This is a genomic window from Undibacterium sp. GW821-FHT11B02 (genome assembly GCF_058808955.1).
Genome location: NZ_JBXASD010000002.1, coordinates 132,361 through 145,506, shown reverse-complemented (window position 1 = coordinate 145,506; position 13,146 = coordinate 132,361). Strand labels below are relative to the sequence as shown.

The window sequence follows — 13,146 nt, the reverse complement described above, 5'->3', positions numbered from 1 at the left end:
AATTAATCTAGATCATATATTCTACATTCACATCAACACTAGCCGTCAGCAAGCCATGACCAAAAATACCTCTCGCAAACCTACCGCCGCAGAACTCGATTTACTGCGCCTGATCTGGCAAACCGGGCCGGCAACCGTCAAGGAAGTGCATCAGGCTGCCATCAAGGACCGGCCAGAATTAAGTTATGCAACGGTTTTGCGCCTGATGCAGGTTATGCATACCAAGGGCTTGCTTAACAGGGATGAAGAGCAGCGTTCACACATCTATGCGGCAGCACAGGCCCAAGATTCCTTGCAGACCAATCTGTTGAAGGATTTGATCCACAAAGCATTTTCTGGCTCGGCAAAAGACCTGGTCATGGCCGCTTTGCGTGGACATGTGAGCAAGGAAGAGCGGGCCGAAATACAAAAATTACTGAACGAGGAAAAGAAATGAGCCAATTTCTCCCTTCCGTTATCAATGCCCTGGGCTGGGCTTTGCTGCACTTCTTGTGGCAAGGTCTGTTGATTGCCTTGTTCCTGGTCTTGCTGTTGCAGTGTATCGGTCCTGCGCAGGCAAGGGCGCGTTATGTCGCCAGTTATATGGCATTGCTGACCTGTATCGTACTTCCAGCCAGGGAGTTTTTCTTGCGTTTGGACGTTCCCTATTCCAGCACTGAAACAGGGGAGGTGAGCGATTTACCAGTTCGTCTTGGTTTGAATCAATCAGGCTGGATGAATTTGTCAATCTGGCTGGAAATGCATCTTAGCGATATCGTGGTGGTCTGGCTGATATGCGTCGCCTTACTGGCCGTGCGCATGAGTGTTGGCCTGCTATGGATAGGTACATATGCAAGCCCCCAGCGCAGCAAACCAAACCTGTGGTGGCAGGCACGCGTCGATCAGTTGAGCAGTCAATTCCGGATACAGGGCAAGGTAATGCTGCGTGTCGTGGATGATTTGAGCACACCATTGGTAGTAGGTGTTTTTCGCCCCATGATCTTGCTGCCCAGCGCCATGCTGAGTGGCATGCCAGTCGATCTGCTGGAAATGCTGGTGGCACATGAAATGGCACACATCAAACGTCATGATTATTTGCTGAACCTGGTTCAGTCAGGCATAGAAATGCTGCTGTTTTATCACCCGGCAGTGTGGTGGATATCCAGACAAATCCGTAATGACAGAGAAAAAATTGCGGACGATCTTGCCGCAAGAGTCACAGGCGAACCGCGGCGTCTTGCTCTTGCACTTTCTGAATTGGCCAACCTCCAATTCACAACCCCTCAACTAGCCCAGGCGGCACATGGAGGAAATCTTATGTCTCGTATCAAACGTCTTGTCAAACCTGAAGTAAGTACCGTCAACTGGAAGGCCGCGGTTGCCATTATGGGGATCACTACTAGTTGCCTGGCTGTTTATGCCCAGGCAAATGTCCCGGTTGCAACAGTTGCAGCCGTTGAAATTAGTCAGCAGGCAATGGATGCGGCAAAATTGGCAAATGAAAGAGATGGGGATAAAAAACCTGTCATCGATTTCAAAGACTGCAGACCGCAATATCCGAGAGCATCACTCCAGCGTAAAGAAACGGGCGTTGTCCAGACGTCGGTATTGATTGCGTCGGATGGGCAGATATTAAAAGCCAAAGTGGATCGTTCAACAGGCTTTCCAGATTTGGACAATGCTGTCACTAGCGCTCTTGAAAATTGTGCCGTCAAGGCGATTCCGGGTCAGGTAAAAGGCGAAAATACCATGCTGTGGGTGAAATTGCAGTATGTCTGGAAATTGAAGTAAGTATCAGGCTTTGCTGGTGGCGAGTCTGCCATCATCCTCAAATCAAACATATTGAAGTGTCAGGTTGATGTAGCCGTGCGCAATTCGCGAAGCTATTGAATTGCGCACGTACTTCAATCAAGCCTTGCTTATGAGCGTGTAATCGGCAAGCCCAGATCTTCGTTCAGACTGATGTACTTCGCCAGTTCCAGCTTGGCGATGGCATTTCTGTGGACCTCATCCGGGCCATCTGCCAGACGTAAAGTACGATTGCCTGCCCATTGTGCTGCCAGCGGGAAATCGCCAGAAACACCGCCAGCACCATGGGCCTGTATGGCCCAGTCCAGCACTTGCTGGGTGACATTTGGTGCCAGGACCTTGATCATGGCAATTTCTGCCTGCGCATGCTTGTTGCCGACGGTGTCCATCATGTACGCAGCCTTCAGGGTCAGCAGACGTGCCGTGTCGATTTGGATGCGAGATTCGGCAATGCGTTCACGCCAGATACTTTGTTCAGAAATTTTCTTACCAAAGGCGGTACGACTGTTGAGGCGTTTGCACATCAATTCCAGTGCACGTTCTGCCACGCCTATGGCGCGCATGCAGTGGTGGATACGGCCAGGGCCAAGGCGACCCTGGGCAATTTCAAAACCACGGCCTTCACCCAAAAGGATGTTCGATGCCGGTACACGCACGTTTTCAAACAGAATTTCGCAATGGCCATGCGGCGCATCATCGTAACCAAAAACGGGAAGGGGGCGGACCACCGTGATGCCGGGGGTTTTGGCGTCCACCAATATCATTGATTGTTGAGAGTGGCGGGCGGCATTGAAGTCAGTCTTGCCCATCAGGATATACACGGCGCAACGCGGGTCACCGGCACCAGATATCCACCATTTATGGCCATTGATGACATAATCATCGCCATCCCGGTCGATACGGGTTTCGATGTTGGTGGCGTCTGAAGAGGCAACACCCGGTTCTGTCATGGCAAAGGCAGAACGGATTTCACCGCGCAACAGCGGTTCCAGCCACTGCTTTTTATGTTCTTCACTGCCATAGCGCTCTATGGTTTCCATATTGCCGGTATCAGGTGCCGAGCAGTTGAACACTTCTGGTGCCCAGCCGACACGGCCCATGATTTCACATAGTGGGGCGTAGTCCAGATTCGACAAACCTTCTGGTGCGCGCACTGATTTTGGCAAGAATAAATTCCACAAGCCTTGTGCACGTGCTTTTGGTTTTAAGTCTTCAATGATCTGGGTGGCGATCCAGCGATTGCCTTTTTCCAGGCCATTGCGGTCAATTTCTTCCTTGTAGGCTTTTTCATTCGGATAGATATGCTCATCCATGAAACGCAAGAGCCGCCCTTGCAAGTCTTTACAGCGATCTGAGTAGTCGAATTCCATGTTGTCTCCAATGTGATGTTCGTTTTTTGTTACTTTGGACCTGAAAGAATGTGCTGCGAACTCATGCTTGCTTTTTAACGTAGCTCCAGCCCAGTTCTGCCATAGGCCGTGCTGATTCACCAGATTTTTTCGCCTGCGCGCTGGATGCTGTGCCATCGACATAGCGCTTCATGATGCCCTGCAAAATTCCTGCCATGCGGAACAGGTTATAGGCCAGATAAAAATTGAAATCTTCCGGGCGTATGGTTTTGCCTGTGCGTTCGCAATATTTGGCGATGTATTCCTGTTCATTCGGAATGCCTAGAGCCTTGTGATCGAGACCCGCAATGCCACGGAACTGACCAGGTGTCACGTGCCAGCTCATGCAGTGATAAGAAAAATCAGCCAGCGGGTGACCGAGCGTCGACAGTTCCCAATCCAGTATCGCCATGATGCGTGGCTCGGTCGGGTGGAACATCATATTGTCGAGACGGTAATCGCCATGGACGATACTGGTGTCGTCGCCAGGCGGGATATTATGTGGCAACCATTCAATGAGCTTGTCCATGGCTTCGATCTTTTCAGTCTCTGAAGCGCGATATTGTTTGGTCCAGCGGTCTATCTGGCGGGCAAAATAATTGCCGGGCTTGCCGTAGTCGGCCAAACCGATTGCGGCATAATCAATGGTGTGTAATTGGGCGATGACACGGTTCATTTCATCGTAGATTTCAGCGCGCTGCACTGGTGTCATGCCAGGCAGGGATTGATCCCACAGTACACGACCATCGACAAATTCCATGATGTAAAACGCGCGGCCTATGACATCCTCATTGGTACACAGCGCATATTGGCGTGCGGCAGGGAAGCCAGCCTTGTTCAAGGCATTCATGACCTTGAATTCACGTTCTATGGCATGGGCAGAAGGTAGTAGTTTCGCTACCGGGCCAGGTTTGGCGCGCATGACATAGCGCTGATCACCGGCACTGAGTTTGAAGGTGGGATTGGATTGCCCACCCTTGAATTGCTCAACCACAAGCTTGTCTGCCAGCACAGCGTCGAAACCTTCAACATGCTGCCGCATATAGTCCGCAAGCGCCGCCACATCAAATTTTTGACGTTCGGCTACCGGCATGGTGCCCATGAATTCTTCAAACATCGGTGTCTCCCAATAGTTTCAATTTTAGTATGATTTTACGCCTGGCACAGGTGAATGTGCCGGATGGGCTAAAACTATTCTAACTCAAATAATAGAACGTCCGTACTATTATTTGGATTAAGGAGAAACTTGTTTGTTTAATTCTATTTATTTGAGTGTTTGTCTGTGGAAATGTTTAAAGCAGATTCAACAACCCATCCAGCCCCACAAAATTCAAGGCTACATCTGCCTGTGCACGGACCACAGGTTTGGCTCTAAAGGCGACTGACATGCCGGAAATTTTCATCATCTTCAAGTCATTCGCGCCGTCTCCCATGACGATGGCCTGGTTGGTGGAAATGCCCATGTCAGCACAGACGCGTTCCACTGTTCTTTGTTTTTCATCTGCATCGACGATGGTGCCTATGACTTTGCCAGTCAGTTTGCCATCCTCAATCTCAAGCACATTGGAATGCGTGTAATCCAGATTCAGACGTGTTTTCATGCGGTCGGTGAAAAAGGTGAAGCCGCCGGATACCAGTAAAGTTTTGAGGCCGGCTTGCTGTATGGTCTTCAGCATCTGGTCTGCACCCAATGACAATTGCAGGCGTTCGTCATAGACGCGTTGCAGGGCGCTGGCATCGAGGCCCTTGAGCAGAGCGACGCGACGGGTCAGGCTTTCCTGGAATTCCAGCTCGCCCCGCATGGCTGCTTCGGTAATTTCTGCCACTTGCGGTTTCAGGCCCTGCATGTCGGCTATTTCGTCGATGCATTCTATGGTGATCAGGGTTGAATCCATGTCCATCGCGACCAGTTTGAAATCAGCCAGAGAAAATTGCTTATTTATGGCAGTGACATCGAGTTGGGCAGCAAAGCAGCGTTCGCGTATTGCAGTCAGCGTTTGTTCATCACATTCAGCGTCGGTCAGGCGTACTGCCTGATCATTCAGATGCGCCAGTTTTGCCTTGGTTTGGCTGGCGATATCCTGAATGAGTGCGGTGTTATTGCTGAGTGTGTTGTTCAGGCCTTGTATGGTCAAATGCATGGTCGTCTCTGTTTATTCAATAAGTTTAATGCAGCGCTTTGATGGTGGCCTTGATCTGGGCTACACGGCTGGCAAGGTCAGGCATGGCGGCTGTAATGCGTAGCTTGTCCTGGCCATTGAGTTTGATGTGCTTGTTTTTTTGCACCAGTTCTATGATGCGCATGCCATCTATCGGTGGCTTGGGTTCAAACTGCAGTGTCGCGGCTTCACTGTGGGCGTCGATCTTGATGATGCCCAGCGGTTTGGCGGCGACGCGCAGCCTATGCGTTTCCAGCAGTGATTTGACGGGTTCTGGCAGTTTGCCAAAACGGTCTATCATTTCTTCCTGCATGTCATCGATGGCTGTGGCACTGCTGCAATTGGCCAGGCGCTTGTAGATGGACAGGCGTTCATGCACGTCGCCGCAGAATTCGTTCGGCAGCAGGGCAGGGATGTGCAGGTTGATTTCTGTCGTGGTTGATAGTGGCGCGGCCAGATCAGGTTCCTTGCCATTCTTCAGTGAGCGTACTGCTTCACTAAGCATGTCGGAATACATCTGGAAGCCTATCTCATGCATTTCGCCAGATTGATTATCACCCAGCACTTCACCTGCACCACGAATTTCCAGGTCATGCATGGCCAGGTAAAAGCCGCTGCCCAATTCTTCCATCTGCTGGATAGCTTCAAGGCGGCGATTTGCCTGCTTGGTCAGGCTTTGCACGTCATGTACCAGCAAATAAGCGTAGGCTTGATGGTGAGAGCGACCTACGCGGCCACGCAATTGATGTAACTGCGCCAGTCCGAATTTATCTGCCCTGTGCATGATGATGGTGTTGGCGGTGGGTACGTCGATACCAGTTTCAATGATGGTGGTACACAACAAAATATTGTGGCGCTGGGCCACAAAGTCACGCATGACTTTTTCCAGATCACGTTCATGCATCTGGCCATGCGCCACGACCACGCGCGCTTCTGGCAGCAGGGCTTCCAGCATGGCCTTGCGGTTTTCTATGGTTTCAACTTCATTGTGCAGGAAATACACCTGGCCGCCACGTTTCAATTCACGCAGACAGGCTTCGCGGATGACAGAATCATCCTCGCCGCGTACAAAGGTCTTGATCGCCAAACGCTTTTGCGGCGCAGTGGCGATGACGGAAAAGTCACGTAAGCCTTCCAGCGCCATACCCAGGGTGCGTGGTATTGGTGTTGCTGTCAGCGTCAATACATCGACTTCGGCGCGCAGTGCCTTCAGTGCTTCTTTCTGGCGCACCCCAAAGCGATGCTCTTCGTCGATGATCAGCAAGCCCAGGCGAGAAAATTTGACGTCAGCAGACAGTAACTTATGCGTGCCGATGACGATATCAATGGTGCCGTCGCCCATGCCCTTCATGGCCAGACTGATTTCCTTGCCGGAACGGAATCGCGATAATTCAGCAATTTTCACCGGCCAGTTGGCAAAGCGATCGGCAAAGGTCTGTGCATGCTGTTCTGCCAGCAGGGTGGTGGGGGCCAGGATGGCGACTTGCTTGCCACCCATGACGGCAACGAAGGCTGCCCGCAAGGCCACTTCCGTTTTACCAAAGCCGACATCACCGCAGATCAGCCTGTCCATAGGCTTGCCGGAAGTCATGTCGCCGATCACAGCGGTGATAGCAGCAGCCTGATCTGGTGTTTCATCAAAGCCAAAGCTGTCGGCAAAGGCTTCATAGTCATGTGCAGAATATTCAAAGGAGTGGCCCTGGCGTGCCGCACGGCGAGCATACAGGTTCAACAGCTCAGCAGCGGTGTCGCGGATTTGTTGCGCAGCTTTTTTCTTGGCTTTTTCCCACTGGCCTGAACCCAGACTGTGCAAAGGCGCATCATCTGGCGAAGCGCCAGAGTAACGCGAAATTACATGCAGTTGTGATACCGGCACATACAGTTTGGTGTCCTTTGCGTATTCCAGATGCAGGAATTCGGTTTCACCTTCGCCCAGATCCATACTGATCAGGCCCATATAACGGCCTATGCCATGGTTGCTATGGACAACAGGGTCACCAATTTTCAGTTCTGACAGATCGCGCACCATGTGCTCGACCTGGGTGACAGCTTCCTGCTTTTTACGGCCTATGCGCTTGCCACTGCCAGCATACAGTTCGGCTTCGGTAATGAAGGCCAGCCCATCCGCCAGTACAAAACCGGCGTGCAAGGGGGCGACGCCCAGCATCAGCTTGGCATCTGCCGTGGCAAAGTCGGTATAGCCTTCGCACAGACTCAGTCGGATATCATATTCAGTGAAATACTGTTGCAGGGTTTCGCGTCGACCCAAAGTCTCGACGCAGATCATCACGCGCTTATCTGTCTGTAACAGGAAAGAACGTAAGTTCGTCAGTGGATCATCCGCACGGCGATTGACGGCGATATCTGGCAAAAAGCTGGATACTTCTGAGGCGGCGGCTGTCTTGTCTGTCTCGGCGATGGTCCAGCGTGCCAGAGGTTTCAGGGCAGCAAAGAAGTCTTCGTCGCGTAGAAATACGGTTTCAGGTGCCAGTACCGGACGTTCACGGTCAGACTTTAGAAACTGATAGCGCGAGCGGGTATCATTCCAGAAGCGTCTGATAGCATCATCGATATCGCCTATCAATGCAAAATATGGCGATTCGGGCAGGTAATCAAACAGGGTCGCCGTTTGTTCAAAGAACAGCGGCAGATAATATTCTATACCGGCTGAAGGTATGCCATTGCCTATGTCTTTGTAGATACTGGAACGAGAGGGATCACCTTCAAAGGTTTCGCGCCAGCGGCTGCGAAAGGCCGCACGTGCCGGTTCATCCATGGGGAACTCACGCCCAGGCAGCAGACGTACTTCCGGCACCGGGTACAGCGAACGCTGGGTGTCGGCATCAAAAGTACGTATGGTTTCTATTGTGTCGCCAAACAGGTCCAGACGGTAAGGCAGCGGTGAACCCATGGGAAACAGGTCTATCAAACCGCCGCGCACAGAATATTCACCCGGCGACATGACCTGGTTGACATGGCTATAACCTGCCAGTGTCAACTGGGTTTTTAGCTTCGCCTCATCAAGGCGGTCACCTTTTTTGAAAAAGAAGGTGTAGGCTGCCAGGAAAGACGGTGGCGCCATGCGCAGCAAGGCGGTGGTAGCCGGTGCCAGCAAGACATCGCAATTGCCGTTCTGGATTTCATGCAGACTGGCCAGGCGTTCCGACACCAGATCCTGATGTGGCGAAAAGGCGTCATAGGGCAGGGTTTCCCAGTCTGGCAGCAAATGGCAACGCAGTTCTGCATTGAACCAGGGGATTTCATCCAGCAACCGCTGGGCATCGCCTGGATTGGCAACAAAAATGGTCAGCATGCGCTTTTCCAGCTTGAGCGCGGTGGCGGCTTGCGCCAATGCATACGCATCGGAAGAGCCGTGCAGATAGGGGAGTGCCAGCCTGTGGCCGGGTTTTGCTAAAGATTTGCTGAAATCAAATGACATTGCGGCTATACGAAAGGATGCCGTAAAACGTATTACGGAACAGGATACGCGGTTAAAATGAGCGCCTCATTATAAACGAAGGGGCTCTTTGATATCAGAGAGCGAACATCTGGATTGTATGGTCGCGGAAATCACATTACAGAATGAACCACGCTATTTTGCACTGATTCCGGCTGCAGGAGTAGGATCTCGCATGGGCGCGGCGACTCCCAAGCAGTATTTGCAACTGGGCGACAAGACAATTTTGCAACATACGGTCGATGCTTTTTTAAGTTGCGCGCCGGTTCAGCATACCTTTGTCGTGGTCAGCGCTGGCGATAGTTATATCGATACGCATTTGCAAACGGCAGAAAAGGTGACGGTGCTGCGTTGTGGCGGCGATACCCGCAGAGATACGGTACGCAATGGCCTGCGCCAGATGGCATTGTTGCTGAACAGTCAATTGGATGCCAATGATTGGGTATTGGTGCATGATGCCGCCAGGCCGGGCCTGAATCAGCACTTGTTGCAACATTTGCTGGTCAGTCTGGAAGGGCATCCCGTGGGTGGCTTGCTGGCCTTGCCAGTGGTGGATACAGTCAAGCAACTTGTTGATGGCAGGGTAAAGACCGTGCCACGCGATGGCATGTGGCTGGCGCAGACGCCGCAAATGTTTCGCTACCAATTGCTGTGTGACGCCCTGGACAAGGCTGAACAGGTGACCGATGAAGCCAGTGCCATCGAGGCAGCAGGCCATGTGCCAAAACTGGTAGAGGGGCACCCTTGTAATGCGAAGCTGACGCTGCCAGGTGATTTGGCCCTGATCGCCAGGTTGATGGATATTCCATTTGAAGAAAGAAAGATTGATGCAAAATAAGATGCTGCCCTTCAGAATCGGGCAAGGTTATGACTGCCATGCCTTGGTACCAGGGCGCAAACTGATCATTGGCGGCGTGGACATTGCACACCATACTGGCTTGCTGGGACATTCTGATGCCGATGTGTTGCTGCATGCGATTACCGATGCGCTGTTTGGTGCAACGGCACTGGGTGATATCGGCAGGCATTTTCCGGATACGGATACCCGCTTTGCCGGTGCCAATTCGCGCGTATTGTTGCGTGAAGCCGTTGGCCGGATTCATGCGGCTGGCTATCAGGTGGGTAATCTGGATGCCACCATCATTGCCCAGGCACCGAAGATGGCACCGCATATTGCGGCAATGGTAGCCAATATTGCCGAGGATTTGCGGGTAGATGTGAGTCAGGTCAATATCAAAGCCAAGACCAATGAACGTCTCGGATATCTGGGACGGGAAGAGGGGATCGCTGCGGAAGCGGTGGTGCTGGTTTTTCCCACAGCAAACGCCTAAACTGAATGTAGTATTTAAAAATAATGGAGGAGATGCAGCATGAAAAGCGAACACCTGAAAAATTTATTGAACCAGTTACATCAGGAACTGGCTGGTGCCGGGCCCGTCGATGAAGAGTTGAAATCTATGCTGGAAACGCTCAGTACCGATATTCAGCAGGTATTGGCAACATCGAAGCATGACGATCCTGTTTTTGCCGCACTCAGCGAACGTTCACAAGCTTTGTCGGCCAAATTTGCTGCACAGCATCCCAAGCTGGAACCGGCCTTGCGTGAACTGGGCACCATGCTGGAGAAAATTGGCGTGTAAATGTGCTTTATGCAAATGCTATTTCAACTGCTTCTCCCTAAAACCGCCATCATGGCGGTTTTTCATTTGGCATTTTGGAAATTGGAATTGGGAATTGAAAATAGGCCTGACGCTGGCATTTGGTATCATTAATGTCATGTGGCTGGAAGCGGACTATGCTTTCGGCGACCGCGACGAAGCACAGACCAAAGAACGCTTCGAACAAGCGCGACAGGAGTATAAAGAAGGCAGGGAAGGCAAACGTGATGCTTGAGGCTGGCTCTGTTAGAATAGAAGGTTAGCCTGAAGGGATGGGGCGGGTGGTTTATATGCCTGTTTTTGTCCTTACCCCCAGTCTCTTTCATTTTTGTCGCATAGAATGCGCAATTACACCCGCAATTACACCTATTACAGCCATGCAAATTTCACAAAATACCGTCGTCAGCCTGAATTACGCCATGTTCAACGCCGAAGGCGCACTCATAGACCAGAATCAGCAACCCATTCTTTACCTGCATGGTGGATATGACAATATCCTGCCTGCTGTTGAGGCAGCATTGGAAGGTAAGGCTGCAGGCGACAAGGTGTCCGTGACTCTGGCGCCGGAAGAAGGTTTTGGTGAGTTTGACCCAGGTTTTGTGCGTGAAGAAGATATCAGCGCCTTCCCGCCGGATATCGAAGTTGGCATGATGTTTGAAACCCGTGACCCTGAAACTGAAGAAACCATGCAATTCCGCGTGACGGCTATCGACGCAGGCATCGTGACAGTAGATGGCAATCACCCTCTGGCTGGTATGACTATCCGTTTTGAAGCGGAAGTTATTGAAGTGCGTGAAGCCAGCGATGAAGAAGTTGTGCATGGCCATGTGCACGGCGAACACGGTCACCATCACTGATCTTTGTTGATGGGACTTCGGGTGCAGACCCGGTGAAGGGGAGAATTGTTTCTCCCCTTGTTCCTCTTTCATGACGGCAGGTCTGCTGTGTTAATGTCAGTCCAAACGCAAGTCAAGAGTGTGTATGAAAGACTATTATTTTGTTCTCGGCATCGCCAGTAATGCCAGTTTGGCGGACGTAAAAAAAGCCTTCCGTCAAAAGGCTGCAGAGTTCCATCCGGACAGAAACGATTCGGAACTGGCGCCAGAAAAATTCCATGCAGTAAAAGAAGCGTACGATGTCTTGTCGGATGAGGCTGCCCGTGCTGCCTATGATGAAAACAGGCGGCGCAACTTGCTGGATTCGCCACTGGAAACAGCCGGTGAAATCTGGAAAAATTATTTATCAGGAGTATTGCAGTGAAATTGTCGCGTTTTTTTGAAGACCTGATGTCGGTATACAAGGCCGAGTTGGAAGACCTGAAATCCGACTCCGAGGGTAAGAATGTACTCAAGGCCAGGTTGCGCGAAAAGGCAGAACAACTGCCGATGTTGTTGCCCATGATGGCAAGCAACCCGGAAATGCTGGCAGTGGCTTTTCATCAAGGTTTCATTTTCATGAATCCGCTGACGCTGGAAGCTTTGTCGGCCAAGGAGGAAAATAAATTACCTTCATGGAAGAGCCTGTCGGCAGCAGTCAAGCTGGAACCCTGGGCTGAACCACTGAGTCGCATCGTCTTGAAAGACCCGGCTGGTGAGGCGTTCCTGGTAGTGGCTGCAGGGCTGGAATACCTGAATCGTAGCCAGCAGACGCGCAAACTGGGTGCCAGTGATGCGCAGGATGAGGATGACGAAGACAAGGAAGCCAACGAGGCCAATGAAGAATTGAAGGAAAGTGGTGATCTTGATGGCCAGTATGGTCGTCATGGCAGGGATGATGGCGACGATGGTGATGACTATGACCTGGGTGAAGCCGGTGCCGAGTGGCTGGCAGAACAGGGCTTTGACCGTAAAGAATAAGGAGTTTTGATGAACTATCCCGCATTAATCGAAGCACAGAGCCTGGTCAAGGCTGGCGATATCGCCGGCGCTGAACATGCATTGGCAAACCTGGCTGAAACCGAGGGCGATAAAGCCCTGGTGGCGGCATTGGATGAGTTTCCGGCAAAGGATTTGCTGGCCATCATTCGCGAATATGATGCATCCAAGGAATCTTTGGTGAACCTGCTGGTCACGCCAGAGCAGTTTGCCCAGGCGGTTGTGCTGGAACGCCGCTATGGCGACCAGACACATGAGCAATTGCGTGGCATGATCAATTCCGTCATTTTTCGTGAAGGCGCTGATCCTGCAGAATTTTTATACGAAATCGCCGAAGTCGACGGCGGCTATGATGCCCTGGTTGACTATCTGCTGGACCGTACCCAGATGGTTGAACATTTCTATCGCTACGCCACATTTGATCTGTACGAATATGGCGACGAGTCCAAAACCCGCGCCTTGGATGATGATTTGCTGAACCTGACCCGTGATACCGAAAGTCTGGCTTCGCCGCTGGATATGGCGAATCTGGAAGATCATGACTGGATGCAGGTGACCTATATCCTGCGTTATGAATTGCCGGAAATCTTCCGTGAAGTGCTGATGAAATTGCGGGCACGTTACAAGGCCTATCAAGCCAGCCTGGCACAGGATGAACTGGAAGGCGGCGAGGGCGTGGAAGAAGAGCAGGAAGAACGCCCTAAAAATAATGATGACGGCGATGACAAGGATGATGACGAAGAGTCTGCCCTGTAATCACTGATTCTGTACTCGTTCAGATTCCGGGCATGTATTGTTGTGCCCGGCGGTCGTCTTGCCTTC

The 13,146-nt window shown here is 51.5% G+C and carries 14 protein-coding genes; 10 read left to right on the top strand and 4 right to left on the bottom strand.

The features are described 5' to 3' along the window. The first annotated feature begins 55 nt into the window (after nt 1–55). The gene (locus AC1RVX_RS03900; RefSeq protein WP_423034203.1) at nt 56–436 is read left to right on the top strand and encodes a BlaI/MecI/CopY family transcriptional regulator; all 381 of its coding nucleotides are present in this window, start codon (nt 56–58) and stop codon (nt 434–436) included. Then, nucleotides 433–1,770 carry a M56 family metallopeptidase gene (locus tag AC1RVX_RS03895; protein WP_493215269.1) on the top strand — a complete coding sequence of 446 codons (1,338 nt, stop codon included), beginning with the start codon at nt 433–435 and terminating at the stop codon, nt 1,768–1,770. The genes AC1RVX_RS03900 and AC1RVX_RS03895 overlap by 4 nt, the downstream gene beginning before the upstream one ends. Nucleotides 1,771–1,898: 128 nt before the next feature. Here AC1RVX_RS03895 and AC1RVX_RS03890 read toward each other — a convergent pair whose 3' ends face one another. From AC1RVX_RS03890 to mfd, 4 genes are all read right to left on the bottom strand, one after another. Next, complete coding sequence (locus tag AC1RVX_RS03890) at nt 1,899–3,158, bottom strand: acyl-CoA dehydrogenase family protein (RefSeq protein ID WP_493215268.1); 1,260 nt, start codon at nt 3,156–3,158, stop codon at nt 1,899–1,901. Nucleotides 3,159–3,219: 61 nt separating this feature from the next. Then, nucleotides 3,220–4,293, bottom strand: coding sequence for a phosphotransferase (locus AC1RVX_RS03885; RefSeq protein WP_493215267.1), 1,074 nt, complete (start codon nt 4,291–4,293; stop codon nt 3,220–3,222). A gap of 175 nt (nt 4,294–4,468) precedes the next feature. Then, the gene (gene serB, locus AC1RVX_RS03880; protein WP_493215266.1) at nt 4,469–5,317 is read right to left on the bottom strand and encodes a phosphoserine phosphatase SerB; all 849 of its coding nucleotides are present in this window, start codon (nt 5,315–5,317) and stop codon (nt 4,469–4,471) included. Nucleotides 5,318–5,342: 25 nt separating this feature from the next. Further along, on the bottom strand, nt 5,343–8,774 hold the full coding sequence (gene mfd, locus AC1RVX_RS03875; RefSeq protein ID WP_493215265.1) for a transcription-repair coupling factor: 3,432 nt from the start codon (nt 8,772–8,774) through the stop codon (nt 5,343–5,345). 118 nt (nt 8,775–8,892) lie between these two features. Between mfd and ispD the strand changes: the two genes are divergently transcribed. The 8 genes from ispD to AC1RVX_RS03835 all read left to right on the top strand — a co-directional run bounded on the left by ispD (nt 8,893) and on the right by AC1RVX_RS03835 (nt 13,080). After that, nucleotides 8,893–9,630: a 2-C-methyl-D-erythritol 4-phosphate cytidylyltransferase gene (gene ispD / locus AC1RVX_RS03870; RefSeq protein WP_493215264.1), complete on the top strand. Its 738-nt coding sequence runs from the start codon at nt 8,893–8,895 to the stop codon at nt 9,628–9,630. After that, nucleotides 9,620–10,123: a 2-C-methyl-D-erythritol 2,4-cyclodiphosphate synthase gene (ispF, locus tag AC1RVX_RS03865; RefSeq protein WP_493215263.1), complete on the top strand. Its 504-nt coding sequence runs from the start codon at nt 9,620–9,622 to the stop codon at nt 10,121–10,123. Before ispD ends, ispF begins: the two co-directional genes overlap by 11 nt. Before the next feature lie 39 nt (nt 10,124–10,162). Continuing rightward, nucleotides 10,163–10,432 carry a DUF4404 family protein gene (locus tag AC1RVX_RS03860; protein WP_493215262.1) on the top strand — a complete coding sequence of 90 codons (270 nt, stop codon included), beginning with the start codon at nt 10,163–10,165 and terminating at the stop codon, nt 10,430–10,432. Nucleotides 10,433–10,526: 94 nt separating this feature from the next. Then, nucleotides 10,527–10,685: a cytochrome bd-I oxidase subunit CydX gene (locus AC1RVX_RS03855; RefSeq protein ID WP_493215261.1), complete on the top strand. Its 159-nt coding sequence runs from the start codon at nt 10,527–10,529 to the stop codon at nt 10,683–10,685. Nucleotides 10,686–10,827: 142 nt separating this feature from the next. After that, nucleotides 10,828–11,307, top strand: a complete 480-nt coding sequence (locus tag AC1RVX_RS03850) for an FKBP-type peptidyl-prolyl cis-trans isomerase (RefSeq protein ID WP_493215260.1) — start codon at nt 10,828–10,830, stop codon at nt 11,305–11,307. A gap of 124 nt (nt 11,308–11,431) precedes the next feature. Beyond that, nucleotides 11,432–11,710, top strand: a complete 279-nt coding sequence (locus AC1RVX_RS03845; protein WP_493215259.1) for a DnaJ domain-containing protein — start codon at nt 11,432–11,434, stop codon at nt 11,708–11,710. Next, nucleotides 11,707–12,306: a hypothetical protein gene (locus AC1RVX_RS03840; protein ID WP_493215258.1), complete on the top strand. Its 600-nt coding sequence runs from the start codon at nt 11,707–11,709 to the stop codon at nt 12,304–12,306. The genes AC1RVX_RS03845 and AC1RVX_RS03840 overlap by 4 nt, the downstream gene beginning before the upstream one ends. A 9-nt stretch (nt 12,307–12,315) precedes the next feature. Continuing rightward, on the top strand, nt 12,316–13,080 hold the full coding sequence (locus AC1RVX_RS03835) for a hypothetical protein (protein ID WP_493215257.1): 765 nt from the start codon (nt 12,316–12,318) through the stop codon (nt 13,078–13,080). The last annotated feature ends 66 nt before the right edge of the window (nt 13,081–13,146 follow it).

What these genes read in the sequence shown, in the direction of transcription:
- AC1RVX_RS03900 (WP_423034203.1), top strand. Translation starts at nt 56, where the DNA reads ATGACCAAAAATACCTCTCGCAAACCTACCGCCGCAGAACTCGATTTA.
- AC1RVX_RS03895 (WP_493215269.1), top strand. Translation starts at nt 433, where the DNA reads ATGAGCCAATTTCTCCCTTCCGTTATCAATGCCCTGGGCTGGGCTTTG.
- AC1RVX_RS03890 (WP_493215268.1), bottom strand. Translation starts at nt 3,158, where the DNA reads ATGGAATTCGACTACTCAGATCGCTGTAAAGACTTGCAAGGGCGGCTC.
- AC1RVX_RS03885 (WP_493215267.1), bottom strand. Translation starts at nt 4,293, where the DNA reads ATGTTTGAAGAATTCATGGGCACCATGCCGGTAGCCGAACGTCAAAAA.
- serB (WP_493215266.1), bottom strand. Translation starts at nt 5,317, where the DNA reads ATGCATTTGACCATACAAGGCCTGAACAACACACTCAGCAATAACACC.
- mfd (WP_493215265.1), bottom strand. Translation starts at nt 8,774, where the DNA reads ATGTCATTTGATTTCAGCAAATCTTTAGCAAAACCCGGCCACAGGCTG.
- ispD (WP_493215264.1), top strand. Translation starts at nt 8,893, where the DNA reads ATGGTCGCGGAAATCACATTACAGAATGAACCACGCTATTTTGCACTG.
- ispF (WP_493215263.1), top strand. Translation starts at nt 9,620, where the DNA reads ATGCAAAATAAGATGCTGCCCTTCAGAATCGGGCAAGGTTATGACTGC.
- AC1RVX_RS03860 (WP_493215262.1), top strand. Translation starts at nt 10,163, where the DNA reads ATGAAAAGCGAACACCTGAAAAATTTATTGAACCAGTTACATCAGGAA.
- AC1RVX_RS03850 (WP_493215260.1), top strand. Translation starts at nt 10,828, where the DNA reads ATGCAAATTTCACAAAATACCGTCGTCAGCCTGAATTACGCCATGTTC.
- AC1RVX_RS03845 (WP_493215259.1), top strand. Translation starts at nt 11,432, where the DNA reads ATGAAAGACTATTATTTTGTTCTCGGCATCGCCAGTAATGCCAGTTTG.
- AC1RVX_RS03835 (WP_493215257.1), top strand. Translation starts at nt 12,316, where the DNA reads ATGAACTATCCCGCATTAATCGAAGCACAGAGCCTGGTCAAGGCTGGC.